The organism is Methylobacterium brachiatum, assembly GCF_020523825.1.
In the GTDB taxonomy this organism is placed as follows: Bacteria; Pseudomonadota; Alphaproteobacteria; order Rhizobiales; family Beijerinckiaceae; genus Methylobacterium; species Methylobacterium brachiatum.
In genome coordinates, this window is sequence record NZ_JAJALK010000027.1 from 12,647 (window position 1) to 36,640 (window position 23,994).

The window sequence follows — 23,994 nt, forward strand, 5'->3', positions numbered from 1 at the left end:
TGACTCGGATGCGGGCTCAGGCGGCATCGCGTTGCGCCCCTGACAGGCCCAGCAAAAGCCAGACGGCCGCGAGTTGCATCGGCATGCCGGCTGCGAACATCACGAACCCCGCCCATTTCTGGTCGACGAGCGGCGGCACGTTCCATCGACAGATGACGTCGAGATAGGGCGTGTAGAGGACGTCGGGGCTGAGCATCCACACGACGGCGACCGCGGTCATCGGGACGCTCGCGATCCAGAGGAGCAGAGCCACCCGCCAGGCCGAGTGGACCTGACGCGTCGCCGGCATCGCCTGCGCCCACATCATGAGGCCGGTCCCGAGTTCGAGCAGCCCGAGCGGGGCCGCGTACAGCGCGTTGGCCAGCGTCGGTTCGAAGATGCCGGGCAGGCTGACCGCGACGCTCAGGGTGCAGAAGGCCGTAAACGCCAGGATTGGATCCAGCGTCGCGGCGAGGAATCTCGCCGCGCGCGGTCCCGGGCGGTCGAGGGCGAGGAGAAGGAGTGGGGGAGCGATCTGGTTGAGCGCCATCAGAGCGGCGGTGTAGCTCGCCATCGAGGCCAGCGGGTCGCGTAGACCGAGGCTGGCCACCACCGTCACGACGATGCCCGTGGCACCGGCCGCGCGGCGGAGGGAAGGAAGCGCTCGCTCAGGCATCGTGTAGAAGGACGCTGAGATCGTGAGCGAGCGCGATCGGATCCTGGGTTTGCGCGTATCCGTAGCGGAGGCGGCGAATTCCGCCCGGATCGACCACCGTCACGAATGAGCTATGGTCGAAGAAGCCACCTTCCGCCTTCCGCCACGTGACGCCCCATGCAGCGGCGGCCCGCGCGACCGCCGTGGGCGAGCCGGTCAAGCCGACGAAGGGCGGGCTGGGACCGAAGCTTCCGAGGTAGCCTTGCAACGCCGGGGCTGGATCCGCCGCGGGGTCGAGGCTCACGAAGGCTACACGCACCCTTGCGGCCTCTCCGGCGCTCAGGTGGGCGAGCGCGGCCGCCACGTCGGCCAGCGTCGTCGGGCACACGTCCGGGCAGCGCGTGTAGCCGAAATAGACCAGGACCAGGCGACCGTGCTCGGCGGCGAGGTCGAACGGCCGGCCATCGGTCTTCGATAAGGCGAGCGGCGGCGTCGGACCGGCGGGGACCGGCGTACCGATGAGCGCACCGCCGGAGCGTCCCCACCGCAGCGCGACGGGCGACAGCGTGATGAGCGCGACAGGCGGCAGCGCGCTCAGGACGGCCCGTCGCGTGATGCCGGCACCTCTCACCAGACGACCCACCCGCGGGCGGCGGTGACGTTCCGGAGGAATGGCCAGAAGATCGGCACATAGGCCGCGGCGGTGGCGAGCGCGGTGAAGGCGGTGATGAGCCCGAGATGCTCCAGGGCGCGGGCGAGCTTCGAGGCTTCCTGATGGGCGACGATGCCGACCGGCTCGCCGCCGTCGAGGGCGTAGCTCTCGCGGCCGCCGAAGGCCTGGGCGAAGGGGATCGCCGGGCGCCGGTCGAGGCGGCGCGTGCCGAGGCTGCCGAGGAAGACCGTGTAGAAGGCGATCGTCGCGAGCCACAGGATGCAGCCGCCCACCGCCACGAGGATCAGGGCGAGATGGGCGTCGCCGTAGACCCGGTCGTAGACCGAGCGCGGCAGCATCGACACCCAGGCCCGGCGCGGCACGCCGAAGAGGCCCGCCCAGTGCATGCCGAGGGCGAACACCGACATCCCGGTAAACCACAGCCACGCGGCCGCGAGCGCCAGCCGCCGGCTGAGGAGCGCGCGGCCGGTGAGATGCGGCAGCATCCAGAATGCCACGCCCATGAAGGTCAGCGCCGAGGCGGTCCCGACCGTGATGTGGAAGTGGCCCGGCACCCACGTGGTGTTGTGGACGATGTTGTTGAGCTCCCAGCTGCCGTTCACGATGCCGCCGGCCCCGCCGAAGATGAAGGTGAGCATCGCCAGCACCTGCGCGGCGACACTGGGGTCGCGCCAGGGCAGAGCGGTGAACCAGCCGAGCCAGCCCCGGCCGCCGCGCAGTCGCCCGGCGTATTCGAGGCTGAGCCCGATGGTGAAGGCGGTGACCAAGCTCGGCAGCGCCACCGACAGGGTGAGCGCGGTGAGGATGCCGCGCCAGACCGGCGAGAAGCCGGGATCGGTGAACTGATGGTGGCTGCCGACTGGCAGGGAGAACACGAGCAGCAGCGCGAAGGTCAGCCGCGCCATCGGGTCGGACACGAGCTTGCCGCCGATCTGCTTCGAGAGCAGCCCGTACCAGCTCACGTAGGCGGGCATCAGCCAAAAGTAGACGATCGGGTGTCCGGTCCACCAGAACAGGGTGCGGGCCACGATCGGGTCGACCGTATCGGTCAGCCCCAGCGCCCACGGGTTGAGCTGGACGACGAGCTCGATCAGCGCGCCGCCCCCGGCCAGCGCCCACATCAGCATGGTCGTCAGGCTCATGTAGGTGACGAGCGGCGTGACCTCGCCGGGCCGGCGCGCCTTCCAGCGGGCACGTAGGTCTAGGAGGATCGGCAGCGGCATCAGGCTGCCGAGGACGACCAGCGTCATGCCGAGGTAGAACCACGCGCTGCCCTTGAGCGGCGGATAGAACGTCCACAGCACGCTCGACGAGTTGTCGAACATGGCGAGCAGCAGCATCAGCGTGCCGAGCGCCATCGTCGCGAAGCAGCCGCGCCACAGCGCCATGCTCGGCGCGAGCCCGAGTTCGCGCGCCGGCAGATAGACCAGCAGGCCGCAGGTCACGAAGAACGTGAAGATGTAGGCGTTGAGCACGCCGTGGATGGTCAGGCCCTGGTAGTAGGACTTCAGGATCGGCGTGAGGGCCGGGTAGGCGTTGATGCCGCCGTAGTTGAGCGCCTGGAGCGGGCCGATCATCGCCCCGATCATCAGGGCCGAGAAGCCCCAGACCAGGAAGGCCAGCATCGTGCGCCGCTGCGGCGCCAAGACGTCAGCGGGTGCGGCGACGGAAGCCGGCAGCGTGCCGGGGATCGCGGTGGCGGTCATGCCGGATCTCCCGTGACGACGATGCGCCCGAGCATGCCCTGATGCTCCAGCCCGCAATACTCGTTGCAGACGATGTTGAAGGTGCCGGGCCGGTTGAAGGTGTAGGTGACGCTGCCGGTGATGCCCGGCACCGCCGTGACGTTGACGGTGGTACCCTGGATGGCGAACCCGTGCAGCACGTCGGCGCTGGTCACGCGGAAGGTGACGGTCGCGCCCTTGGGGATGCGCAGCGGGCTCGGGCTCCAGCGCCAGAGGTGGGCGACCACGGTGACGGTGTAGGCGTTCGGACCGGTCTTCACGATGCTGCCCTCGGGGGTATCGAGCGCGGCCGGATCGCGGCGGAAGCCGTCGGTACGCACGACGATTCCGTAGGCGTAGACGACGAGGAACATCGTGCCGGCGAGCAGCAGGGTCAGCATCGTGACGGCCAGGAAAACCCAAGCGCGCTCGTGGCGCTCCGCGGCTTTGTGAAAAGCGTCCTCGAAGGCGGACGACGCGCCGGTCTCGCTCATCGCGGGTTCTCAGCTCCGGGTATGGAAGACCAGCGCCGCCAGGCACCAGACGACGACGATCGAGGCGACCAGGAAGGCCGCCACAACCCAGGTGCCGACCGGCCGCACGGGTTCGGTCGGGGCGGACTCCTCCGCGGGCGACGGAGGAATACCCTCTCCGCTCATCACTTGTGCTCCGCCTTGGAGGCCGGGACGGTGCCAGCCGGGGGCGTCACCTTCGGATCGCCGAGCACGGCGCCGTCGACCGTGCGGCCGTACATGGAGTTCGGGTTGTCGTGGAACTTGGCACGCGTCTCGGCCACGTCGCCGGTGAAGCGCGGATCCTGCGGGCGGACCTGGCTGTCGATGTAGGTCGCCACGTCCCAGGATTGCTGCGGCGTCAACGTCCCGCCCATGCCCAGCGGCATGTTGGCGTGGATGAACTCGGCGGCGTTCTTGATCGAGCCCATGCCGGCGCCCCAGTTGAACGAGCGCGGACCCCAGAGCGGCGGGAACACAACCTTGCCGTCGGCCGACTGGCCGAGCCCGTCGGCTCCGTGGCAGGCGGCGCAGTTCTCGGCATAGACCTGCGCGCCGCGGGCGTAGTCCGGCGCCAGCGCGGGCTTAGGGAGCGCGGGGAAACCGCGGCCTTCGGGCTTCTCGCCGGTCGGCAGGCCTTTGGCGAGGAAGAAGGAGTAGCTTTCCAGGGCGACGAGCACCGGGTCGCCGAGCGGGGGCACTTTCCCGTTCATGCTGTAACGGAAGCAACCCTGCAGGCGCTCCTGGAACGAGTTCACATGACCGTTCTTGGACCGGTAGGCGGGATAGGAGACGTAGGCCGCCCACATCGGCGCCGAGCCGGCCAGCCGCCCGGCGTCGAGGTGGCAGTTCGAGCAGCGCAGGTCGTTGCCGACATAGGCGGCCGCGTGTTCCCCCGGCTCGCGGAAGATCTGCTCGCCCAGCCGGACTTCGTCGCCGAACTTGCCGGCGGGAATCGCGTCCTCGGCCGGCGGCGTGAAGGGCGCCGGCGTCTCCGTTGCCCCGGCCGCACGCGGGAACCACGCCGTCTCCGCGGCCAGCCCCGCCACGGCCAGGGCCGAGACGGCGCAGGCGGTCGCGGCCGCTTGCATGAACCTCATGGCTTCCCTCCCGCCGTGTTTTCGATCGTCTCGCCCGTTTTCAGGCCGGCTGCGTAGGCGGCCACCGCCTCGATGTCGGCCGGGGACAGGCGCGCGGCGATCGCCCGCATGTATGCGCCGCGCGGATCGCGGATGTCGCCAGCGCGCCAGCGATGGAGTTGCTCGGCGATGTAGGGGCCGGACTGGCCGGCCAGCCGCGGCGTGAAGCTGCCGACGCCGACGCCGTTCGGGCCGTGGCACTGGGTACAAGCGATCAGGCCTGTGCGCGCGTCCCCGCGCTGGAACAGGGCCATGCCGCGATCGAGCTTGGCGACCGGCTCCGGGATCGGATCGACCGGTGCGGGGATGGGCAGGGCCGCAAAATACTCAGCGACGGCCCGGCGCTCATCGGCCGAGAGCGAGGCGGCGTAGGGGGCCATGATCGCGTTGGCGCGTACCCCCGTGGCGAAGTGGCCGAGTTGGTCGGCGATGTAGGAGGCGTGGAGTCCGGCCAGCCGTGGGATGCCCACGTCCGCCTGTCCGGCGCCGTCGGCGCCGTGGCAGGCGGCGCAGGCCGGCCGTCCGGAAGAACCGGGCTGCATCGCGACGGTCGCGCCGGTAGCCGGATCGTCCCCCGCGAAGACTGGCGCAGGGGCGAGGAGCGCGAGCGTCAGGGCGAGGCCTGCGCGAGACATCCAGCCGCGAATGCCCACGAAGCCCCACCACGCAGACGTATTCGAGCAGCCTGTCATCACGTGTGTGTGAGCTTTCGCCGTGTTGCGGTCCATTCGTTTGATCCGAACGCTGCAACCCGCCGCCAGCGGTGGCGACGACCCATCGCGCGTCAGTTCGACTGGTTGCGATAAAGACAAGTCGCCCCGCGGTCCTCGTAGCCCCCCGGACACGCTTGAAGGCATGTCCCGGCCACCTGCTTCAGGCCCGGCGGGCACTCCCCCTGAGGGCCCGTAGGACCGTGGGTTTCCGTCCGGCGATCCAGGTCGGCTCTGGCGTGGATCGACCGGCAGGCCGCCCCCACCGTCCGATAACCCGGGGAGCAGGCCGGTGCCGCCATCGTCGGTGCCGGGACAGCGAGCGCCGAGGTCGCGAGCGACAACCATAAGGTCCGTCGCACACGGTGGAACGAGCACGGTGTGCCGATCATAAGCTGTCGGTCCTGTCTGAACGTGATCGCCGCGTGACACCGGTAGTGTCTGGGCTGGCCGTACACCTGTGGTTGACCGCACGGCCGCCGATCCGCCGGGTCGGCTCGGGCGCGGCGTGCCGCTCACGGCGACGCCTCCCCTGTGCCCGACCCGGCCCGCAGCGTCGCGAGTCGCGCCCGAGCGGCGTCGGCCCGCGTCAGAACCCCGCGGGCTTCCTCCAGCATCACCGTGCCGTGCGGCGTCAGGCGCAGGCCGCGCCCGGCTCGGTCGAACAGCGACAGCCCGTACTCGGTCTCCAACGCGGCGATCGAGGCGCTGACGGCGGAGGGTGCCGCGTGCAGCGCCGCCGCGGCCTGCGTCAGGTGCTCCCGCTCGGCCACCGCCACGAAGACGCGAAGCTGGTGCAGGGTCATGATCCTGCCTCCCATCGCCGCCTCCTCAACCGCCGAGGTACGGCTTGAAGCCGTACCGCTCGAAAATCTGCAGGGCGTCGGGAGACCGGATGAAGGCGAGCCACGCCTTGGCCGCTTCGGGATGGGCCGCTCCCTTCACCTCGGCGCCGGCGTAGACGGCCGTGGCGTTGTCCGCGTCCGGGATGTCGACGTGGCCGATGGGATTGCCGACCTGCTGCTGGAACAGCGCCTCGGACTGCCACGTCACGCCGGCCTGTGCCCGGCCCTGCATCAGGAACAGCGGCGTCTGGCGATGGTGGATATGCGTGAGGATCGTCGAGCCGTCCTTGACCTTGGTGTCGTAGACCGCTGTCTCCAGATCCTTCCCGCCCGCCTTGGCCAGCGACATCTTGATCTGCCGCGCGATGCCCTCGAACTCGGGGTTGGGCATCGCGAGCCGGATGCCCGGTTTGCCGAGATCAGACAGACCCTTCACGCCCGCCGGGTTGTCCTTGGGCACCATGATGGTCAGCGTGTTGGTCACGTAGGGCACCGCCGGCCCGACGAGCTTACCCTCGTGGATCAGCGCCTCGACCTTCTTGAGCCCGGCGAAATAGGCGTCGGGCTTGACCGTGAAGGTCATGTTGCCGACCGTGACGGTACCGCCCGCCTCGATCTGCTTGACGAGCAGGCCCGGCGGGATCGTCTCCCAGAAGATCCGACCCTTGTACTCCGGGTGGCTCGCCTCGAACGCCTTCACCAGCGGCGCCATCGCGAAGAAGTAGTTGCCGCCCACGAACAGCACGAGCTTCGGATCGTCCAGGCTGCCGTGGAAGTCGGCGAGCACGTCGACCTCGGGCACGGTGAACGGCAGACCGCGGGGCGTGGCGTCGTTGTTGTCGCCGTGCTGCCAAGGTGGGAACGGGCCGGGTGGGCCCTTCGCGTCCTCGGCCCGCGCGGCGGAGGACAGCGCGAGGGCGACGGCGCAGCCGGCGAGCATCGCTTTGTGGAAATGGTGCATCGAGCCCTCCTCACTTCGCGTAGTGAAAACCGGCCTGCTGCAGCTCGGGCAGCGTGCCGACGGCGCCGGGCGTGAGGATCACGCCGGGGATGAGATGGTTGGTCAGCTCGGCCGCGAGCGCCTCGTGGCTGAGCTTGTCCGGGTTGACGCCCTTGGCGATCAGGCCGCCGGCCTCCTCCCAGATCGCGTTGTGACAGGAGGTGAACACCACGCCGCGCCGCATCAGAACCGGGATCGCGTTGTCCTCGGGCGAGAACACGCCGGCCGGATCCTCGAAGTTCTTCGGGTCGGCCGAGGCCGCCTTGCCCTCGACGATCAGGGTGTTCGACTTGAACTTCGGCCCGGCGAGGTCGGCGAGCTTGTATTTGTCCCAGGTCTCCTGGTCGTAGAGCGCGAGGTGGGCCGTGCCGTGGGTCGCCGAGACCGCGAGGAAGTCCGGGTGGCGGAACGACCAGACCTGCGCGTTCAGCGCGTTGCGCATCAGGTTGAGCCAGGGGCTGGCGATGTCGGTGTTGTCCCAGACCTGCTTCGGTTTGGGTCTGTAGGCCATCACCTCCGTGAGCGCCTCGTGGTCCCACTCCTCGGTCTTGGTGAGAATCATCGGCACGGTCTTGAAGTCGCGCCGCCGCGGCGCCTTGGCGAGGCGCTCCATCAAGGCGCGCAGGTCGCCCGCCCCGGCCTCGACCAGGGGGGGCTTGTCGGGGCTCGCGGCCCGGGCCGCCGCCGGCGTGAGGGCCGTGCCGCCCGCCGCTCCCGCGGCGAGGCCGAGGCCGAGAATCTGCAGCGCTCCGCGCCGTCCGGTCTTGAACGTCATGTTGTATCCTCCTGCTGGATCGGGATCGGGGCGTCGGCGGTCAGCCGACGATGGCGAGGCCGGCGATGGCGATGGCCGCGATGGACAGGGCGAGGCTCCACAGGAAGACCCAGCGCATGTGCCCGCTGGTCTCGCCCTCGCGGGCCTGCTCGGCGGTCTCGATGATGGCCGGCTCGGTCATGGCCCCCTCCTCCGGATCGGCGGTCCCGGCTCCTTCGATCGACCGCCTTGGGTTCAAGATGGACTTCCCTTGCCGTTCTGAAAAACGGTTTGTTCAGCACGTTTCGTTCTGTATTTTCGATAACTCGGGTCAGGCGATGCCGAGGATGCGGATCAGGCCGAGGCTGACCGCGGTCAGCGCGACGAGCGAGGCGACCACCGCCAGCGTCACCCGGGCGCCGGCACCCGCGACGCTGCGCACATCGACGCCCAACCCGAGCGCCGCCATCGAGACGATGGTGAGCACGTCGGCGGTCGCGGCGATCGGATGGAGCGCCGCCTGCGGGATCAGCCCGGCCGAACGGAGGGCGGGACCATTCACCCAAATTCCTGCTAGTCCCTTTTACGAGGGCTGACAGTGAATATCTCAATCAAGCATTCGATCATTTATCACTCGGCATGCGCTCGTCTCAGGAGCCGATAATTGGTTTGATGATCTTTTCCAAATCAGCAAACGAAAGAGCACCCGGCAGTGGGGCGCCGTTGATGAAAAAAAATGGCGTCGAGTCGACTTTGAAAGTTTTGTAAGCTCGGTCTTTCGCGGTGTTGATTGCCTCGTAAAGGCTCTGATCTTTCAGTGTCGCTTCGAACTTCGCTTGTGAAAAGCCGGCTTGGCGCATCATAACCTGTAACGCGTCGAGTGGCTTGTCTACAAAGGCCCAGTCACGCTGATGCTCAAAGAGCAGATTGCTAACTGGATAGTATCTGACTCCATTATCGGCTCGTGCCAGCATGGAGCCTGCAGTTGCAAGTGGATCAAGCGGAAAGTCGCGTAAGGTGAAACGCACGAGGCCTTTGTCGACGTACTCCTCCTTGAGCTTCGGCCAGGTCTCGGTATGGAATTGGGCGCAGTGGGAACACGTCAGCGAGGCATACTCGATGATGGTGCACTTTGCAGTTTCAGGACCGAGCCATAGGTCGTTAAGCGGCCCCGGTCGCATCAGGTCTGCCAATGGTATGGAGGGGGTCGCAGCTTGAGCGAGGCCTGCCAGCTGAGGCAGCGTCACCGTCGCACTCAGGGCAAAACCGCCGATCCGCATGGCATCCCGTCGAGACATCATCATAGAATCCCCAAAGATTTTCATCATAATCATCTTTCTAGAATAGCGATGGTTGTTGTCACAGATTTTAATAGCGCTATCGGCTGTCATGCGCAGATCATACGAGGCGAGTTATGCTAAAAGCCTAGTAAAAGCACAGCGTTTCAGCCAGCCATTGAAAAGTCGAGAAAAAGCCACGCTGCCTCGGTGAAGCTGACGATTGGCATTCGATCGATATTGTAGGAGTACGTCTACTGGCCTTGCGACAGGGTCGCCAGATCCAATGCAATCGGCGGCATCGGGCCATGCCCCTGTTCCGCGCGTGCGTGGTAGATACCGAGACATGTCTTTAGCAGGAACACGAGTAGTGCCGCGCTCGGCAGCTAGAGGCGTATGCGGGGCAGGATCGTTGCTCCAGCTGCCACGAGCATTGCCGTCTAGTAGAGCTGGCGCTCGATCAGGCATAGCTAGCTGGGCAGGTAGCCCAGGCCGTGCTCGAACAACAGACTGCCGCCTGTGATGGCCACCGCGGCGGCGGTGAGGGAAAGGGATACCTGAAGCGGTTCGAGGATGCGATTGCCCCCGGGCACTACGGGCATCGGATCTAACGGTCTGGCTCACGTGATACCTATCAGATGGATCAGGCAGAGGCTGATCGCGGCCAAAGCCAACAGGGAGAGCGTGACTGCAGCTGTGACCCGCCCACCGGCCTGGGCCACGACCCTCACGTCGACACCGAGGCCCAGCGCCGCCATCGAGACGATGGTAAGCATGGTGGCCACTGTGGCGATCGGGACGAGCATGACCTGCGGGATCAGGCCAAGAGAGCGTAGGCCTGCCATGCCTAGGAAGGCGAGGATGAACCAGGGAACCAAACGGTGGATCGCGACGCGGCCCGGCGCCGGCCGGTCGCCCGCCGTGACATCGGGGGCAGGTTCATCGGTCTCCTCGCGCAGCCGGCTTGCCAGCATGGACAGCATGAGAACTACGGGGCCGAGCATCAGCACACGCACAAGCTTGACGAGCGTGCCGATCTGCACGCTGAGCGCAGCCACAGAAGCAGTGGCGGCCAGCACCTGCGGCACCGCATAGACTGTCAGGCCGGCGAGCACGCCGTACTGCATGTTCGTTAAGTGCAGGAGTGGAACGAGGATGGGCAGGCCAAGCACCACGAGTACGCCGAGCACGGCGGTAAAGGCGATCGAGGCCGCCACATCTTCGCTGTCCGCACCAACTACAGGGGCGACGGCGGCGATGGCTGAGTTGCCGCAGATCGAGTTACCACAGGCCACCAGCACCGCCATGCGACGCGGAAGGCCGAAAGCTCTACCGAGGCCGTAGCTGACTGCAATCGCTATCGCCACAACGGCAGCGATGCCGATTAGTAGGGCCGGGCCGGCCGCGACGATGGTGCCAACGCTCAAGGACGCGCCGAGGAGCACGACGGCGATTTCGAGGAGCGTCTTGGCCGAGAAGGCGATGCCGTATCGCCAACGTGACGAGGGCGTCCAAATGGTGCGGATAGCCGTACCGAGGAGGATAGCCAGCACCAAAGCCTCGAGCCAAGCCCGGCCAAGCAGATCGGTCTCGACATACTCGAGCCCGATCGCGATGCCCGTGACGACGAGACAGAGCAGCAGGCCAGGTCCCACACGGCGGATCCATCCCACGAATTGCTGTCCGACAGAGGAGTTGTGAACTTTCGACGAGACGAGTGATGGGGCGGCGGACATGAATTTTGGCCTTTCGTCTGCGGCCTACCTCACATCCCGACGAGCAATCAGTCCAACTCATTAATGAGATTATTCTGTTCGTTTGATTCGATGGATACTCTTTCGTGTTCGAGTTCGCCTCAATCCGGCAACGGTTCCGATGGAGGTAAGATAAGAAATGGCACCGAGAACCCAGCGAATTATTTCTGACATGTCAATGGTCGGATCAATCCAAATAGTAATCTTTTGGCTTACAATAATTGTAGCGAGCAATTATTGCTACGATGTAGGCCTCAAATTGTGCAGTGCCTCGCAAGCGTTTTTTTCTTCCGCTGGCCGCCCCCTCGCGTGGCCTGCCCCCTGGGAAGTGGTCCTCCGTGAGGTATGGCTTCGCGCCATGTTGGAGTTGACCCCGCTTGTAGTCCACGGGCTCGCCCTCGGCGGTAAGCCCGATGCGAGTCTGGGCCTGTGCAAGGCGGCGCGTCCGGCATGCTCGCGGCGGCATCAGCTGCGGGAGTGACTCAGCGAAGGTGCGACGGCGGCAGGCACGATAATGGCAGTAGAAGCGTCGGATGCGCAGACGCAGCGTCATGGGCTGACCGACGCTCGGTAGATCGGCCGGGCAGCGTTCATAGCGGCTGTGAACGGCAGAGCTGGTCGTGCCACAGGTTGAGCAACGCCCATGCACACGTCGCGCCTGGGCGAAGACAACAAGACGACCGTCGTTCCGGATGACGCACTCGATGGTGCAGCCCGGCAGGGAAGAGGACAGGATCATCCCCCTAGTGAATCAGCCCGTGCCATCCCCCTCACCGCGACCGTTCCATGCAAAGTGCGGGAGAACCACGATGCCGAGGGAGGATTAGTGGAACACGATGCAACATCGGTATAAGCTCGAACAGACCCCAGGCTTGGCCATCCGGTTCTGCTGGTTCATGCTGCTCTCGCCCGGCGGCGTTGCGAGCGTTGCCCTCTTTCTTCGTGCCTTCGCCGGAACGCCGTAAAGGGTCCTTCTCATGCTTGCGTAATCACATCGGTATCCAAGTGCATGACCGAGCGACTACTGGACAGCTCCTCCGCGATCGCTGAGCGCATCGCAGCGCTCGGCTCGGCACATATCACGCGGTTAGAAGCTTATGCAGAAACTTTGCGCGCGTCGCACGGAGAGGTCCCACACTTCGATCCGTTCGACGGTGGGGTCGACGCCCGGCTGCTGTTTCTCCTTGCAACCCCGGGGCCGAGCTTGGCACCGATTCGATTTACCTCGCGAGACAATCCGACGGGCACAGCGAGAACTTTAAGACGGCTTTTTGCGGCCGCAGGAATTCCGCGCCGTGAAAGCGTGCTCTGGAACGCGGTACCATGGATCCTCCTGCGCAGGGGGCGGACCCTCGGCGTGCCTTCCGCACACGATAGGGCGGCGGCTCGTGCAGTTCTTCCCGATCTGCTCGAACTATTGCCTCGACTGGAGGCGGTGGTCCTTCTGGGAGCTGAAGCAAGCACCCTGGCCGATCGGGTGCAAGAACGCGTGCCGATCGTCTTTATGGCACCGCATCCAAGCCCGGCAAATCTGGCTGCAGATCAAACCGCGTTCGCTCGCCTCGAGCGCGCTTTCATGGAAGTAAGTGCCGTTAGTCGAAGGTCGGCGCAACCCACCGGCGCCCCGGACATTAAACAGAGAGCGTTACGCAGCGGGGCCATTGAATGACCGAGAAGCGCATCGTCGAGACCGTCGATCAGGCACGGCAAGGCGAGACGTCCAATCGCATGCGCTGGGTGCTGCTCGCGACGATGATTCTGACGATCGCGGGTGTCGGTGCGGCCTGGGTTTGGATCATTAACGTCTGACGGCGACGCGCGCGCCGCTCAGTGAGGCGACTTTGCGGCGAGGCAGGGCGCGACGAAGAGCTCGCCCCGGTAGGCGCCGCGCAGGGTCAGAGCGGCCACGACGACCCAGATCAGACCGAGCAGCATGACAAGGAGTGCACCGAGCCATGCGAAGCCGCTCACGCCTACCGTGTCGCCGAGCTGCAAAGTTGCGAGGCTGTAGACGCCGAGCGGGAAGATGTAGCCCCACCAGCCTAGATTGAACGGCACGCCGGCACGGACATACTGCACAGTCACCGCAAGTGAGAGCTGCAGCCACCATGCGCCGTAGCCCCACAGGATCAATGCGCCGATCAGGCCGACGAGCCGTAGCGTGTCGGGCGCAGCGGGAAGGCCGTGGCCGGCGAGGATATTTCCTCCAGTTTGTCCAAGCACCAGCAGGCCGAGCGCACCCGTTCCGAGCGGGCCGAGCGACAGCCAGCTGGATGCGGCCATCTCGCGTGGCGGTAGGTTGTGCAGCGCCATGCGCAGCACTAGGATCGCCAAAATGCTCAAAGCGAGCGGCACCGAGACGCCCCAAAGCACGAAGCTCGTGACGATTACCGCGAGCTGTTGGCTAGGATCGGACAGCACTGGCGCGAGCAATCCGCCGGTGACCGCGACGACCTCCGCGGCGACGACCGGTAGCAGCCACACGGCTGTCATCTGGTCGATGCGATGCTCTTGACGCGTGAACATCAGGTAGGGGATCGCCACCGCGCAGATCACCGAGAGCGCAACGTCAAGCCACCACAGTGGCAGCACGATGTCCGCCGGCGCGAGACCGAGACAGTTCGGCCCGAAGTTCAGGAGGCCGTTGAGCAACGTTGCCAACGACATTGGAATAGCGCCGAAGAACATCGACACAGTCGAGTCGCCGAAGATCCGGCTTGCCTCCTTGAAGAAGAAGATCCAGCGCGCCGCGTAGAGTAGACAGCAGGCCGCAAAGATGGCACCCGCCGCGACCCAGAGGCCGAACGAAACGGCGGCAAGCACCGCATGCATGGCCGACAACCGATCGAGCGCGAGCGCCACAACTCCCGTGCCCATCACCACCGTGAACCAGTTCGGCGTGAACTGCCGGATCACGTCGTGCGGATGCTGGAGCCGTGATAGAGGCTTCAGGCCAGAGCTTATGGCTAGCAGGTCGGGATCGGACAAAGGATGACTCCGCAGCCAAGTACATGCCGCAAGGTCCACTAGCACCAGGCAACGGTATGCACCGTACCATTCTTGCGAACGATCCGATCAATCTATTTTATAGATCATTTTAAGCATATTACACTGTTAGACCAAACACTTGACGACGCATAGGTTCCTTACATCGCCACACAACGCGATCTAACATGAACAAAATTAAATTTATAAAATACACGCTTAGCACTGTCATTCGAACCGTCCCTCTCGCATTTATGTCGACAACAATGTGATTAGGCGTGGAATAAGGGCTCTGACGCAATCTCGCTGATCATGGAGGCGTGAGGCCGATCAGGCGAGCTTGCAGCAGGTCAATCTTGCCGCGGCCGTACATCTGACGCTTCACCAGCTTGAGTTTGGTGATCTGCCCTTCAGTCTGGCCGTTTGACCATGGCAACGTGATCGCCGCCAGAACCGCAGGTTTGTCCTGACCCACGCCGCGGGCGAACGATGCGACGAGGCCTGTGCCAGCACGCGTGAGCCACCCTTCGAGCCTATCCGGTGCCATCGGTCGGACCATCGTCTGGAAAGCGCTCACCATCTCGCGCGCCTCCACCAGCGCCGGCACACTGCCCTCGACGGGGGCCACGGTCAGCGTCTCCGCCCTGGTCAAGCGGTCGCGACCCGTCGTCAGCCATCGCGCCAGGGTTCGTGCCGACGGCACGCGCTGCAGCCGTTCGATCTTGGCCTGCTCGGCGCGTCGACGCCGCGTCGCCCATTTCCCAACCACGCGCAGCGATCCTCGGAAGCCCTGTTCTTTCGCCCTGCGCCAAAGCTCCGTCGCGTTGCGGCTGCCAGCCTCCCACTGGGCATCGAGCCAAGGCAGATAGGCGTCGAGCGAGCTTTGTCGGACCTGGAAGACGTCGGTACGCTCGCCGCGCAGGACCGCACGCTCGTCTGCGCCAATCGCACCGCCTCAGCACGAAACTCAGGGGTAAAGGTTTGCTTCCGGTCTGCCATCGGAACCCTCCTCCTCCTCCAGGAAAAGAGCTCTCCACTCTTGCGGAGCAAGTCAAGGCACCTGGTTCTCCTTAGCGCCGGATGCCGCGCGTGACCCAATATTCACGGGGCACGCAAATTCCAAGCGGAGTTGAGAACCCCTCATGGAAGGCGATGAAATCTCGGCGCAGTTCCGCGCGGCGACTCTCGTCCAGGCTGACGGCGAGGGCCTTGGTCGGGCCGTAGCCGTTGGAGAACGTCTCCCACGCCGCCTCGGCGTTCGGTTCCCGGTAGAACGACACGCCCTTTTCGAAAGCGAGGTCGAAATCCCTGCCTAACAGCTTCTCGATCCGCTCCGTGCGGCCCCACTCGAATGGCGAGGGCGGGGCCGGAGTGGGCGGCGGTGACATGTAGGGCTTCATCACCATGAACATCTTGAACAGGTTGCTGTCCGAGAGCCAGGTGGTAAGCGCGATGCGCCCGCCCTTGCGGCAGACCCGTGCCAGCTCAGCTGCTGCGGCCTCCGGGCGGCTGGCGAACATCACACCACAGGTGGAAATCACCGCATCGAACTCGCCGTCCGCAAAAGGCAGCTTCTCAGCGTCGCCGGTCTGATAGGTGATGGATAGCCCTTCCTCTGTGGCACGCTGGGTCGCAAACGCGATCAGGTCGGCGCTGATGTCCGCGCCGATCACCTGAGCCCCGCGCTTGGCGACCAGGCGCGAGGTCCAGCCGGTGCCGGTCGCCAGGTCAAGGATCTTTTCACCGGGCTTGGGGTCGAGACGCAGCACGCAATGCTCGATGCTGTCGGCGATGCCCCGGCTGATCTCGTCATAACGTCCGCCGCCGGAGTTCCAGACGCCGGCCGGCTTCTCGTTGTGGGGCTGGATACTGCTCATGGTAGCCTCCGGATGTGAGGAACCGGCGCGCTATCGCTCGGCGTACAGCCAAGCGTCCGCGACGGCATGAACCAGGGCGAGGGAAGCGGTGGCTCCGTTAGCCTCGCCTTTCTCGAAATCCCCGGCCTGGCCCATCTGGTTGGTGACGTGCGCGAAGCACAGCACGGCCTTCGCACGCGCCTGGGCGAAGGCGTAGAGCGCTGCCGCCTCCATTTCGACCGCCAGGATGCCCGCCGCTCGCGCAGCGGTGATCGCCTCGGCGGTCTCGCGGTAGGGCGCATCGGTGGTCCAGGTCGCCCCGCGCTCGACCGGCTCCCCTACGTTTGCCAAGGCTGGACTGATCGCCGCCATCAGGGTCGGATCGGCTTCGGCGTAATCATCGGCCGGCAAGTAGTGGTAGCTGGTGCCCTCGTCGCGCAACGCCCGCTCGATCAGGATGAAATACGGCGGGGGCCGCAAGGCGGTGATCTGCCCGGACGAGGTGATGCTGACGAGCAGGCGGCAGCCTGAGGCGAACATCTGCTCCGCCACCAGAACAGCATAGGACGCGCCAACGGCACAGCCGATGATGCCGTACTCGCGCCCGCCCTGCTCGAAGCAGTCCATCTCGCTATGATAGCAGGCCCACCCATCAACGGGCCGGGCGCGGCCGGTGGCGCGCAGGTAGCGGACCATATCGCCGTCCGGGTCGAGGATGCAGACCTCGGGTACGGGGGTATCGGGAAGGTCTTTCTGGCGGCGCGCCTCGCGTAGGAGGTTTTGCGGCGTGAATGCGGACGCGGCCTTGGGGTGCTTGTCGCGCAGGATCGGCGGGAGGGCGCGGAGGTTGTGATTGCTCATGCCATTCATGCGGAGACGTGCCGGAACACGCTGAACTGGAACTGCTGCAGCGCACCCCAAGGGGTGGTGTGGGTGTGCTGCTGAGCGCTTACGGGCACGAACGCGGGGCCCAGGGTTCGGGCGAGGCTGTCGGCGTCGTAGCGCGCTACCGGCAGGCCGCTGCACCGCTCCGGTCCGTCCGGCACGAAAGTCGCCATAACGGCGTGCCCTCCGGGTTTGAGAAAGCGCCGCAGGCGGGACAGGTACGCCACCCGGTCGACCTCCTCGACTAGAAAATGGAACGTCGCCCGGTCGTGCCACACGTCATAGGTCTGCGGTGGCTCCCAAGTGGTCACGTCGGCGGCGATCCAGCAGATACGCCCGGCCGCCTCGCCCATTCGCGCCTTTGCAGCGGTCAGGGCTGCTTCGGACAGGTCAACTACGGTGATGTTTTGAAAGCCGCGCTCCAAGAGGGCGTCCGCGAGGCATGACGCCCCCCCGCCCAGGTCCACGATGGCGGCTTCCGGAGAGGCAGCAGCCTGCGTGATAAGGTCGAGAGACGGCTGGGGGCTGTCCTGAAACCAGCTCACCTCGCGCTCGCCCTTGGCGGTGTAGGTGCGTTGCCAATGAGTGCGACGGTCCTCCGCGTCCATGGCGGCTACCATCCGGCTCGCAAAATGCGTTGCTTCCTCATAGACTTGTCCTCCTCCCTTGAGAGGCTCAAACTCATTCAATCGTTCTGCTGAATGTTCTGACGTTGAGAGGTGTCGTGTCAAGTGTGGGACCGAAACAGGCGATCTTCGCCAGCCTGGCCGAAATCGCGCAGGCGCTCGGTCACGCGAACCGATTGGAACTCCTAGAGCACCTGGGCCAGGGCGAGCGCAGCGTGGAGGAGTTGGCCGCAAGGGCCTCGCTGACGTTCGCCAACGCCTCTCGGCACCTGCAAATCCTGCGGCGGGCCTCCCTGGTCGCGACGCGCCGCGACGGCAAGCGTGTGCTCTACCGCCTGGCTGGGGAAGGTGAGGTGATCGCGTTGCTGAAAGCTCTCAGCCAGGTTGGCGAGCGCAATATGGCGGAGGTCGAGCGGGTGATGACCGCCTACTTCCGCGCCCGCGATGCGATGGAGCCGGTCTCCCGGTCCGAGTTGACCGAGCGCCTGGAAAGCGAGCTGGTAACGGTGCTGGATGTGCGCCCGGAAAGCGAGTTCCGGTTGGGGCATTTGCCGCGCGCGCTCAACATCCCCTGGCCGGAACTGGAGCAGCGATTAAACGAGCTGCCGCCGGATCGTGAGGTGGTTGCCTACTGCCGGGGGCCGTACTGCGTTCTGTCGTTCGAGACGGTCGCGGTCCTCCGCGCGCGCGGCTTCACGGTGCACCGGCTGGAGGACGGTTTTCCGGAGTGGAAGGCTGCTGGGCTACCGGTTGAGGCCGCATAACGCTTCTAGTCCTGGCTCTTACGGTCCGCTGCATCCGTTATGCGACCAGCACAACATATTGATCGCGCAAAATGGTACGGTTTCGCGCGGTTGCAGCCTGCCCGACAAGCCTTTGACAGAACACAGTCCCGATCGCGCAGAAGGGTGCGCTCAAAACGGCTCGATTAGGGTATGCGGATCGCAACTCGCACCATCGGTTCGTTATGGATGCGCCTTTAACGGACCGCTATTCTCGGCTGCTCTAACCTAATTCGGACCTTCAAAAGGGTTGGGCTATCACATCGGAGCATCGAGCATATCGAGGACCGGGCAGGCAGGCGTCGGCGTACCGCTGCACTGGTCGATCGTGTTGCTCAGGATGCTCTCAAGCCGTGCGAGATGGGCGAGTTTGGTGCGGACCTCGGATAGGTGCGCACTGGCAATGTCCCGGACCTCGGCACAGGATCGGTGACCGGGCGCGGCCAACGTCAGCAAGGCCCGGATATCCTCGATCCCGAAACCCAACGCGCGAGCGTGACGGATGAACGCCAAGCGCTGGACGTGGGCCGAATCGTAGGCCCGGTGACCGCCTCCGGTGCGGGCAGGCGGTGGCATGAGCCCGATGCGCTCGTAGTAGCGGACCGTCTCCAGATTGACCCCGGCTGCCGCCGCAAGCTGCCCGATGGAGAGGCCGCGCGGACCCGTGACCATTTTCCTCTTGATCCCGTAGTGGCTACGGGATGCAGAGTGGCACGATCATGACCGACACACCATCCATAGCGGCCTCTGCGAGATCCGCCCCACGTCCGCGGGACAGCCTGCCGGTTCCTGCGGGGAGCTGGTTTGCCGGGCTGGGCACGGTCGCCGGGCTGGGGGCGCTTGCGGCATCATCCTGCTGCGCCCTGCCGATGGCGCTCGCCGGTCTCGGCGCGACGGGGGCTGTGTTCGGCGGGTTGACGATGTTGGCGAGCATACGGCCGCTCCTGCTCGGCGGGGCCGCTCTGGCCCTCCTTGTGGGCTGGGCGCTGTTCTTCCGCCGCCGGGCAACGGCCTGCGCCATGGCTGGTCCATATGCCAGCACCGGACCATCACGGCGCACGGCTGTCTTGCTCGGGATGGGGACGGCGCTGGTTGCCTTGGCGCTTGTATGGGAACCCTACCTTGAGCCCGCGGTGCTCAGGGCCATGCGGTGAAGCGGATGCAGCTTCAGTCCACTCTCACATGCCCCCGCTGCGGCCATCAGGCGACGGAAACGATGCCGACCGACGCATGCCAGTTCTTCTACGAGTGCACCGGATGCGGTGCGCTCCTGCGCCCGAATGCAGGCGACTGCTGCGTCTTCTGTTCCTTCGGCGACGTACCCTGTCCGCCGATCCAAGAGGCCCGTGAGAGCGGACAACCTGCGCGCTGCTGCTCGGAATCATAGCGACCAACCCAACCGAACATAGCTGCTGCCCACCCGAGGCAGTCGATCCTCATGGTTCGATTTGGGTATGCCTCAATCGAACTGGACGATTAGCAGTCTCATATAATCAGCTTGACCATTCAAATCGAACCACTATCATGATACCTATTCTAATCGAACCGGTTGGCGGGTTTCATGTTCGTCCGCGCCTATTTGCGCGCTTCCACCTCCGAACAGGACGCGACCCGGGCGCGGGCGCAGCTCGACGCCTTCGCGCATGAGCGCGGCCTGGCGATCGCGGCGGCCTATGTCGAGAACGAGAGCGGGGCGACGCTGGCCCGGCCGGAACTTTTCCGCCTTCTGAAGGACTGCCGACCGGGGGACGTGCTGCTGATCGAGCAGGTCGACCGCCTGTCCCGCCTAACCTCAGACGATTGGACGAAGCTCCGGGCGGAGATCGACGCCAAGCGCGTGCGGATCGTGGCGCTCGACCTGCCGACCTCTTGGAGCCTGGCGACGCCGGCCGACGAGTTCACGGGTCGGGTCTTTCAGGCAATCAATGGCATGCTACTCGATGTCCTCGCGGCGGTCGCCCGCAAGGATTACGACGATCGGCGCCGTCGCCAGGCGCAAGGGCAGGCCCGGGCAAAGGCTGCGGGCCTATACAGAGGCCGCCAGGAGGATACGAAGCGGAATGAGGGCATCGCGGCCATGCTGAAAGCCGGTTCGCCCTGGAGCCAGATCCAGGCCGCCACCGGATGCAGCCGCTCGACCCTTGCCCGGATCGCCAAGCGGGTGAAGGCTGGCCTGATGCAGGACGCGGGTCACTGATGCCGATCCGTCGCGAGCATCGCTACTTCTACCCGATCGACTGGAAGCAACTCTCGGCCATGATCCGCTTCGTGCGGGCAGAGGGTCGGTGCGAGGGATGCGGCCGGCCGCACATGGAGGATGTGCAGCACCTAGGCGACGGCAGATGGTGGGATGCCGAAGCAGAGCGGTGGCGTGATGATCGAGGTCGCTTCGTGCGTCGCGCCTTATCCCTTCCCGAGAGCATGGAGCCGGGACTGGTGAAGGTGACGCGCGTAGTGCTGGCGACGGCACATCGCAACCACGATACAGCCGACAACACAGACGCCAACCTCGTGGCGTTCTGCCAACGGTGTCACATGAACCACGATCGGCCGGAGCATCAGCGGTGCAGGCGGGTGACCCTTCGTGCCCGTAAGGCGATAGGCGATTTGTTCGGCGGAACTGGTTGATAGCGAGCCGCCGACCTTTCCGAACAAAAACTCGTCACTGCCCAGTCGATGCCCTGGGTGGATGCCCGCGCTCGTCCCACATGGATGATCGACACCCGTTGAGGAGTACCCGCATGGCATCACACGCTCGAACGGGAGGCCTATCGCCACTCCAGGCTGCGGCCCTGGCGGTCGGCGCTGTCACGGCAGCCCTACTCATCGGGCGGCGCGCTAGCCCGACGCCTGACCACCCCCGGACAAGGCGCTGGTATCGACACCTTTCAAAGCCAGACTACACACCGCCGTCGCCGGTCTACCCGGTTGCCTGGACGGGCATCCAGGCGTCGCTCGCCTATGGCGGTTATCGACTGCTTCGCGCTGAGGGATCGCCTGAGCGGACGACGGCTTTGGCGTTCTGGGCCGCGAACCAAATCGGTATCGCCGGCTGGAGCGAAGTCTTCTTTGGTCAGCGATCGACGGGATGGGCCACCGTCACATCGGCCGCCCTAGGCGCAAGCGCAGTCGGTTACGTGGCAACGGCCGGTCAGGTCGATAAGACCGCAGGCCAGCTTGGCATTCCACTGGTGGCCTGGGTATCGTTCGCGACGCTGCTCGCCGAAGAGATCTGGCGAAAGAACGACTAATCGACCGAGCTATCTTATGCCATTGTTTCGCTGTTCGGCAGAGCGCGCAACAGGGCCGATGCTAAACTCAAGACTTCCGCACCATGCCGCACACGTTGAAGTCGTTGGGCTTCTTCGGTGCAGATTGCCGGTGCGAATTACGCCTTAAAGCCGAGGGTGCGATAGAGGTCGAAGTCTTTGATCCAAACCTGGCCGAACGAGTTGCAGACATCCGGCACCTTGCGGTTGGCCCGCTTCTTAGAGGGAGCAGAAACTTCCTTTGTCACGATCGTGCGATTGGGCGCGGCAAGGCCGTAGGCGACCAAAAACATATCCTGACCGATCTTCTCAATTTCGGTGTCGGTGAGGTTCGGGCCATAGCCGCTATCAAGAACGTCGTTCAGTATCGCGGGGTCGGCTTCCTCATCCAGGATCAGTGCGGCCTTTACGTCCTTGTCGTTGATCCACTGGCCGAGCTGGGTCCGCGAGCCACAGACTTCCTGCCAGATTTCGAGTGGCATTTTGACATGCCCCGCCTGGCATTGGCCAAGCAGCCAATCCCAGAACTGCGGTACGAGGTCGAAGCCGTAATATTCTTCATCCGCTCGGATCAACACGTTCGCATCAAGGAGGTAGAGCAATCAGTCCCTCCCGATGCCGGGCACCATGGCACCCCTGGCATATTCGTATCGTTTGATAAGTGGCTCGACGACGCCTGGACTGACACCCAAGACTTTCGCGGCCTTAGTGTGTGACAGGAGGTTATCGCGGACGGACCGCTGCACCAGCCCGACAAGCGCAGCACCTAGCTTGAACTGCTTGACGGTGTAGTAGCTGGGGCCGCCTTCGGACTCCTTGGCGTCGTCCTTGGCACGCGCCTTCTGGCCTTGCCAGCGAGCGGCGTACTGGCTGGCAAGGTCGCGATAGGCCGGACCGCTGATCCACTTCATGCGGTGCATGCGATAGGCAACCATAGGCTCACTGACGCGCCAAGCCTCTGCCATTCTGGCGATGGCAGCCATGGCGCGCGGCAGATCGGCCGGGGTGAAGTCCGGTCCGGCGGCGAACGCCTGGTCGGGCAGCAGGAACCGCCCGGCGACATCGTTGCAGAACAGCTCGATGGCACCTTGGGGCGTCTTGGCCTCGCCTTCTCCGACCATGCCGCTGACGCCGGTTTGGCCCAACCAGATATGCGCCAGCTCATGCAGGAGCGTGAAGGCACGAGCGGCTTTGGCGTCCTGATCGTTGATGACCACGAACGGCGCAACGCGATCCGCAATGGCGAAGCCTCGGAACACGCGCTCGCTGATCGTGTGGTGATGCGATCCTAGGTCCCCGACTAGGAGGACAAACACGCCGATGTGTTCGGACCGGCTACGAAGATCCTTGAACAGGTCGTCGGCCGAGCCGTTGCGGCGGCTCAGCGTATCAAGCCGGATTTCCAGCTTTGCGGCGATGCTGTCGATGACAGCCTGAACGCCCTGCTGGACGGTGGCGGAGCCGACGAAATCAAGCGGTGCGGCCTCGTCCTCATCTTCGAGGATGCTTTTGACCATCTCCTGCCGCGCCCGGATGTCCCGGAGCAGCGCGTCCAGCTTGGCGCTCTCGCGCGGCGGCACGTCGAAAGGCAGGGTGCGGAAGTCCTCGCCCCGCGAAGCCTGGGCCGGGGGCTGTTTGAGATAGAAGGTCACAACCGGGCGGCGATAGACACTCGCGATCTTGGCGAGCTGGTTGCGGGTCGGAAACCGCTCGCCGCTTTCAAGGGCCTGCAACTTCTCGGCGGCGGAGCTGACCGCGCTCGGCTGGATGCCGATCTTGCTGGCCGCGTCCTCAAGGGACAGGCCAGCCGACTGCCGCGCCCATGCCAGGATACTCGGGTTGATGTTCTCGGCTCTCTCCATGGCTGGCTATAGCCTCGCGCCAGTGGCGTTGATGTGCCGACGTAGCGTCGCAGGCGCGACGCCGACCAAGCGGGCAATCTCCGCCCTGCCCTTGCCATCCTCAATCAGACGGACGGCAAGCTCTCGCTTCTCCAGTGTGAAGGAAGGCGGACGCCCTGCCCGCTTGCCGCGCCGCTTGGCGGCTTTCAGCCCAGCCTTGGTGCGTTCGGAAATCAGGTCGCGCTCTAGCTGGGCCAGGACGCTCATGATGCCATACAGCGCCTTGCCTGCGGCCGTGCGGGTATCCATCCCGTCCATGATCGAGTGAAACTCGACGCCGCGCCCGTGCAGCTCGTCCAGAAGCAGGGCAAGCCCGGCCGTGGTGCGGCCGAGGCGGTCGATCCGCCAGACGGTCAGCATGTCACCGGCCTTGGCCGCTGCCAGGGCGGCGGCGAGGCCGGGCCGCTTCATGGCGGTGCCGGAAACGCCCTGGTCGTCATAGACGACATCGCACCCGTTCGCCTGCAACGCGTCATGCTGCAAGGCTAGAGTCTGCTCGTCGGTGGAGACACGGGCATAGCCGGTTTTCATGCTTAAATTATAAGCGCACGTTTTCGCGCGATCCAGCCTTAAATTTCGCAATGGCTTAGCGGGTGGCCGAAAAGCCGCTCAAAAACGGTTCTATTCAAGCGGTCGGGTTATCGTGACGGGTGGGAGAAAGGTCGACT

Annotated in this window: 29 protein-coding genes and 3 pseudogenes; 8 read left to right on the forward strand and 24 right to left on the reverse strand. The window is 65.1% G+C overall.

Annotated elements, in window-relative coordinates; all coding sequences use genetic code 11:
- Positions 1–16 precede the first annotated feature (16 nt).
- The 15 genes and pseudogenes from LGR69_RS30035 to LGR69_RS30105 all read right to left on the reverse strand — a co-directional run.
- Positions 17–655, reverse strand: coding sequence for a cytochrome c oxidase assembly protein (locus LGR69_RS30035; protein WP_007568989.1), 639 nt, complete (start codon positions 653–655; stop codon positions 17–19).
- Entirely contained in the window at positions 648–1,265 is a 618-nt protein-coding gene (locus tag LGR69_RS30040; RefSeq protein WP_007568992.1) for an SCO family protein, read from the reverse strand. Before LGR69_RS30040 ends, LGR69_RS30035 begins: the two co-directional genes overlap by 8 nt.
- On the reverse strand, positions 1,262–3,013 hold the full coding sequence (locus LGR69_RS30045; RefSeq protein WP_007568994.1) for a cbb3-type cytochrome c oxidase subunit I: 1,752 nt from the start codon (positions 3,011–3,013) through the stop codon (positions 1,262–1,264). The genes LGR69_RS30040 and LGR69_RS30045 overlap by 4 nt, the downstream gene beginning before the upstream one ends.
- On the reverse strand, positions 3,010–3,525 hold the full coding sequence (locus LGR69_RS30050; RefSeq protein ID WP_007568996.1) for a cytochrome c oxidase subunit II: 516 nt from the start codon (positions 3,523–3,525) through the stop codon (positions 3,010–3,012). Before LGR69_RS30050 ends, LGR69_RS30045 begins: the two co-directional genes overlap by 4 nt.
- Before the next feature lie 9 nt (positions 3,526–3,534).
- Positions 3,535–3,690 carry a hypothetical protein gene (locus tag LGR69_RS30055; RefSeq protein WP_007568998.1) on the reverse strand — a complete coding sequence of 52 codons (156 nt, stop codon included), beginning with the start codon at positions 3,688–3,690 and terminating at the stop codon, positions 3,535–3,537.
- The gene (locus tag LGR69_RS30060; protein WP_007568999.1) at positions 3,690–4,643 is read right to left on the reverse strand and encodes a c-type cytochrome; all 954 of its coding nucleotides are present in this window, start codon (positions 4,641–4,643) and stop codon (positions 3,690–3,692) included. The genes LGR69_RS30055 and LGR69_RS30060 overlap by 1 nt, the downstream gene beginning before the upstream one ends.
- Positions 4,640–5,410 (reverse strand): c-type cytochrome, encoded by a 771-nt coding sequence (locus LGR69_RS30065; RefSeq protein ID WP_007569000.1) that lies wholly within the window; start codon positions 5,408–5,410, stop codon positions 4,640–4,642. The genes LGR69_RS30060 and LGR69_RS30065 overlap by 4 nt, the downstream gene beginning before the upstream one ends.
- A gap of 497 nt (positions 5,411–5,907) precedes the next feature.
- Positions 5,908–6,213, reverse strand: a complete 306-nt coding sequence (locus LGR69_RS30070) for a LysR family transcriptional regulator (protein WP_007569001.1) — start codon at positions 6,211–6,213, stop codon at positions 5,908–5,910.
- A 10-nt stretch (positions 6,214–6,223) separates the two neighbouring features.
- Positions 6,224–7,198 (reverse strand): molybdate ABC transporter substrate-binding protein, encoded by a 975-nt coding sequence (locus LGR69_RS30075; protein WP_007569002.1) that lies wholly within the window; start codon positions 7,196–7,198, stop codon positions 6,224–6,226.
- A 10-nt stretch (positions 7,199–7,208) separates the two neighbouring features.
- Positions 7,209–8,012, reverse strand: a complete 804-nt coding sequence (tetH, locus tag LGR69_RS30080; protein WP_007569003.1) for a thiosulfate dehydrogenase — start codon at positions 8,010–8,012, stop codon at positions 7,209–7,211.
- Between the two features lie 40 nt (positions 8,013–8,052).
- Positions 8,053–8,193 carry a hypothetical protein gene (locus LGR69_RS30085; RefSeq protein WP_007569004.1) on the reverse strand — a complete coding sequence of 47 codons (141 nt, stop codon included), beginning with the start codon at positions 8,191–8,193 and terminating at the stop codon, positions 8,053–8,055.
- Between the two features lie 129 nt (positions 8,194–8,322).
- Positions 8,323–8,538 (reverse strand): annotated as a pseudogene (locus LGR69_RS30090) (hypothetical protein); the annotation flags it as partial.
- Positions 8,539–8,641: 103 nt separating this feature from the next.
- Complete coding sequence (locus LGR69_RS30095) at positions 8,642–9,292, reverse strand: thioredoxin domain-containing protein (protein ID WP_230368354.1); 651 nt, start codon at positions 9,290–9,292, stop codon at positions 8,642–8,644.
- A 596-nt stretch (positions 9,293–9,888) separates the two neighbouring features.
- Positions 9,889–11,004, reverse strand: coding sequence for a YeiH family protein (locus LGR69_RS30100; protein ID WP_007568908.1), 1,116 nt, complete (start codon positions 11,002–11,004; stop codon positions 9,889–9,891).
- Positions 11,005–11,413: 409 nt separating this feature from the next.
- Positions 11,414–11,761: pseudogene (locus LGR69_RS30105) on the reverse strand (transposase family protein); the annotation flags it as partial.
- A gap of 270 nt (positions 11,762–12,031) precedes the next feature.
- On the opposite strand from LGR69_RS30105, the gene LGR69_RS32265 reads away from it, so the two are divergent.
- On the forward strand, positions 12,032–12,691 hold the full coding sequence (locus LGR69_RS32265; RefSeq protein ID WP_081497059.1) for a uracil-DNA glycosylase: 660 nt from the start codon (positions 12,032–12,034) through the stop codon (positions 12,689–12,691).
- Positions 12,688–12,831: a hypothetical protein gene (locus tag LGR69_RS30110; RefSeq protein ID WP_165486584.1), complete on the forward strand. Its 144-nt coding sequence runs from the start codon at positions 12,688–12,690 to the stop codon at positions 12,829–12,831. Before LGR69_RS32265 ends, LGR69_RS30110 begins: the two co-directional genes overlap by 4 nt.
- Before the next feature lie 18 nt (positions 12,832–12,849).
- Here LGR69_RS30110 and LGR69_RS30115 read toward each other — a convergent pair whose 3' ends face one another.
- The 5 genes and pseudogenes from LGR69_RS30115 to LGR69_RS30135 form a co-directional block, all read right to left on the reverse strand.
- A complete protein-coding gene (locus LGR69_RS30115; RefSeq protein WP_007568910.1) occupies positions 12,850–14,010 on the reverse strand; it encodes a TDT family transporter in 1,161 nt (386 codons plus the stop codon).
- 307 nt (positions 14,011–14,317) lie between these two features.
- Positions 14,318–14,938, reverse strand: a pseudogene (locus LGR69_RS30120) (transposase); the annotation flags it as partial.
- A gap of 139 nt (positions 14,939–15,077) precedes the next feature.
- Positions 15,078–15,884 carry a class I SAM-dependent methyltransferase gene (locus LGR69_RS30125; RefSeq protein WP_007568914.1) on the reverse strand — a complete coding sequence of 269 codons (807 nt, stop codon included), beginning with the start codon at positions 15,882–15,884 and terminating at the stop codon, positions 15,078–15,080.
- A gap of 30 nt (positions 15,885–15,914) precedes the next feature.
- Positions 15,915–16,733 (reverse strand): nucleoside phosphorylase, encoded by an 819-nt coding sequence (locus LGR69_RS30130; protein ID WP_007568916.1) that lies wholly within the window; start codon positions 16,731–16,733, stop codon positions 15,915–15,917.
- On the reverse strand, positions 16,730–17,356 hold the full coding sequence (locus tag LGR69_RS30135; protein ID WP_007568917.1) for a class I SAM-dependent methyltransferase: 627 nt from the start codon (positions 17,354–17,356) through the stop codon (positions 16,730–16,732). The genes LGR69_RS30130 and LGR69_RS30135 overlap by 4 nt, the downstream gene beginning before the upstream one ends.
- 116 nt (positions 17,357–17,472) lie before the next feature.
- Between LGR69_RS30135 and LGR69_RS30140 the strand changes: the two genes are divergently transcribed.
- Positions 17,473–18,138: an ArsR/SmtB family transcription factor gene (locus LGR69_RS30140; protein WP_007568919.1), complete on the forward strand. Its 666-nt coding sequence runs from the start codon at positions 17,473–17,475 to the stop codon at positions 18,136–18,138.
- Between the two features lie 276 nt (positions 18,139–18,414).
- Here LGR69_RS30140 and LGR69_RS30145 read toward each other — a convergent pair whose 3' ends face one another.
- Complete coding sequence (locus LGR69_RS30145; protein ID WP_007568921.1) at positions 18,415–18,828, reverse strand: MerR family transcriptional regulator; 414 nt, start codon at positions 18,826–18,828, stop codon at positions 18,415–18,417.
- Positions 18,829–18,875: 47 nt separating this feature from the next.
- Here LGR69_RS30145 and LGR69_RS32270 point away from each other — a divergent pair, with 47 nt between their 5' ends.
- From LGR69_RS32270 to LGR69_RS30165, 5 genes are all read left to right on the forward strand, one after another.
- A complete protein-coding gene (locus LGR69_RS32270) occupies positions 18,876–19,310 on the forward strand; it encodes a mercuric transporter MerT family protein (protein ID WP_081497064.1) in 435 nt (144 codons plus the stop codon).
- Positions 19,311–19,315: 5 nt separating this feature from the next.
- A complete protein-coding gene (locus LGR69_RS30150; RefSeq protein WP_081497060.1) occupies positions 19,316–19,543 on the forward strand; it encodes a GDCCVxC domain-containing (seleno)protein in 228 nt (75 codons plus the stop codon).
- 174 nt (positions 19,544–19,717) lie between these two features.
- Positions 19,718–20,353, forward strand: coding sequence for a recombinase family protein (locus LGR69_RS30155; RefSeq protein WP_007568925.1), 636 nt, complete (start codon positions 19,718–19,720; stop codon positions 20,351–20,353).
- The gene (locus tag LGR69_RS30160) at positions 20,353–20,784 is read left to right on the forward strand and encodes a hypothetical protein (RefSeq protein WP_007568927.1); all 432 of its coding nucleotides are present in this window, start codon (positions 20,353–20,355) and stop codon (positions 20,782–20,784) included. Before LGR69_RS30155 ends, LGR69_RS30160 begins: the two co-directional genes overlap by 1 nt.
- Positions 20,785–20,897: 113 nt before the next feature.
- The gene (locus LGR69_RS30165) at positions 20,898–21,407 is read left to right on the forward strand and encodes a TspO/MBR family protein (RefSeq protein WP_165486585.1); all 510 of its coding nucleotides are present in this window, start codon (positions 20,898–20,900) and stop codon (positions 21,405–21,407) included.
- Positions 21,408–21,544: 137 nt separating this feature from the next.
- On the opposite strand, the gene LGR69_RS30170 is transcribed toward LGR69_RS30165, so the two are convergent.
- Genes LGR69_RS30170 through LGR69_RS30180 form a run of 3 tightly spaced genes read right to left on the reverse strand, consistent with a single transcriptional unit; the run spans position 21,545 to position 23,857 of the window.
- Positions 21,545–22,027, reverse strand: a complete 483-nt coding sequence (locus LGR69_RS30170; protein ID WP_007568929.1) for a DUF4411 family protein — start codon at positions 22,025–22,027, stop codon at positions 21,545–21,547.
- A complete protein-coding gene (locus LGR69_RS30175) occupies positions 22,028–23,287 on the reverse strand; it encodes an ImmA/IrrE family metallo-endopeptidase (protein WP_007568932.1) in 1,260 nt (419 codons plus the stop codon).
- A gap of 6 nt (positions 23,288–23,293) precedes the next feature.
- Positions 23,294–23,857, reverse strand: a complete 564-nt coding sequence (locus LGR69_RS30180) for a recombinase family protein (protein ID WP_007568934.1) — start codon at positions 23,855–23,857, stop codon at positions 23,294–23,296.
- Between the last annotated feature and the right edge of the window lie 137 nt (positions 23,858–23,994).

Bases quoted from the DNA above. Each gene is read 5' to 3' on its own strand.
- LGR69_RS30145 (WP_007568921.1), bottom strand. From the start codon at position 18,828: ATGGTCACGGGTCCGCGCGGCCTCTCCATCGGGCAGCTTGCGGCGGCA.
- LGR69_RS30060 (WP_007568999.1), bottom strand. From the start codon at position 4,643: ATGAGGTTCATGCAAGCGGCCGCGACCGCCTGCGCCGTCTCGGCCCTG.
- LGR69_RS30125 (WP_007568914.1), bottom strand. From the start codon at position 15,884: ATGAGCAGTATCCAGCCCCACAACGAGAAGCCGGCCGGCGTCTGGAAC.
- LGR69_RS30180 (WP_007568934.1), bottom strand. From the start codon at position 23,857: ATGAAAACCGGCTATGCCCGTGTCTCCACCGACGAGCAGACTCTAGCC.
- LGR69_RS30035 (WP_007568989.1), bottom strand. From the start codon at position 655: ATGCCTGAGCGAGCGCTTCCTTCCCTCCGCCGCGCGGCCGGTGCCACG.
- LGR69_RS30135 (WP_007568917.1), bottom strand. From the start codon at position 17,356: ATGGACGCGGAGGACCGTCGCACTCATTGGCAACGCACCTACACCGCC.
- tetH (WP_007569003.1), bottom strand. From the start codon at position 8,012: ATGACGTTCAAGACCGGACGGCGCGGAGCGCTGCAGATTCTCGGCCTC.
- LGR69_RS30175 (WP_007568932.1), bottom strand. From the start codon at position 23,287: ATGGAGAGAGCCGAGAACATCAACCCGAGTATCCTGGCATGGGCGCGG.
- LGR69_RS32270 (WP_081497064.1), top strand. From the start codon at position 18,876: ATGACCGACACACCATCCATAGCGGCCTCTGCGAGATCCGCCCCACGT.
- LGR69_RS30075 (WP_007569002.1), bottom strand. From the start codon at position 7,198: ATGCACCATTTCCACAAAGCGATGCTCGCCGGCTGCGCCGTCGCCCTC.
- LGR69_RS30155 (WP_007568925.1), top strand. From the start codon at position 19,718: ATGTTCGTCCGCGCCTATTTGCGCGCTTCCACCTCCGAACAGGACGCG.
- LGR69_RS30055 (WP_007568998.1), bottom strand. From the start codon at position 3,690: ATGAGCGGAGAGGGTATTCCTCCGTCGCCCGCGGAGGAGTCCGCCCCG.
- LGR69_RS30050 (WP_007568996.1), bottom strand. From the start codon at position 3,525: ATGAGCGAGACCGGCGCGTCGTCCGCCTTCGAGGACGCTTTTCACAAA.
- LGR69_RS32265 (WP_081497059.1), top strand. From the start codon at position 12,032: ATGACCGAGCGACTACTGGACAGCTCCTCCGCGATCGCTGAGCGCATC.
- LGR69_RS30165 (WP_165486585.1), top strand. From the start codon at position 20,898: ATGGCATCACACGCTCGAACGGGAGGCCTATCGCCACTCCAGGCTGCG.
- LGR69_RS30110 (WP_165486584.1), top strand. From the start codon at position 12,688: ATGACCGAGAAGCGCATCGTCGAGACCGTCGATCAGGCACGGCAAGGC.
- LGR69_RS30160 (WP_007568927.1), top strand. From the start codon at position 20,353: ATGCCGATCCGTCGCGAGCATCGCTACTTCTACCCGATCGACTGGAAG.
- LGR69_RS30100 (WP_007568908.1), bottom strand. From the start codon at position 11,004: ATGTCCGCCGCCCCATCACTCGTCTCGTCGAAAGTTCACAACTCCTCT.
- LGR69_RS30065 (WP_007569000.1), bottom strand. From the start codon at position 5,410: ATGGACCGCAACACGGCGAAAGCTCACACACACGTGATGACAGGCTGC.
- LGR69_RS30070 (WP_007569001.1), bottom strand. From the start codon at position 6,213: ATGGGAGGCAGGATCATGACCCTGCACCAGCTTCGCGTCTTCGTGGCG.
- LGR69_RS30150 (WP_081497060.1), top strand. From the start codon at position 19,316: ATGCAGCTTCAGTCCACTCTCACATGCCCCCGCTGCGGCCATCAGGCG.
- LGR69_RS30045 (WP_007568994.1), bottom strand. From the start codon at position 3,013: ATGACCGCCACCGCGATCCCCGGCACGCTGCCGGCTTCCGTCGCCGCA.
- LGR69_RS30085 (WP_007569004.1), bottom strand. From the start codon at position 8,193: ATGACCGAGCCGGCCATCATCGAGACCGCCGAGCAGGCCCGCGAGGGC.
- LGR69_RS30130 (WP_007568916.1), bottom strand. From the start codon at position 16,733: ATGAATGGCATGAGCAATCACAACCTCCGCGCCCTCCCGCCGATCCTG.
- LGR69_RS30095 (WP_230368354.1), bottom strand. From the start codon at position 9,292: ATGATGTCTCGACGGGATGCCATGCGGATCGGCGGTTTTGCCCTGAGT.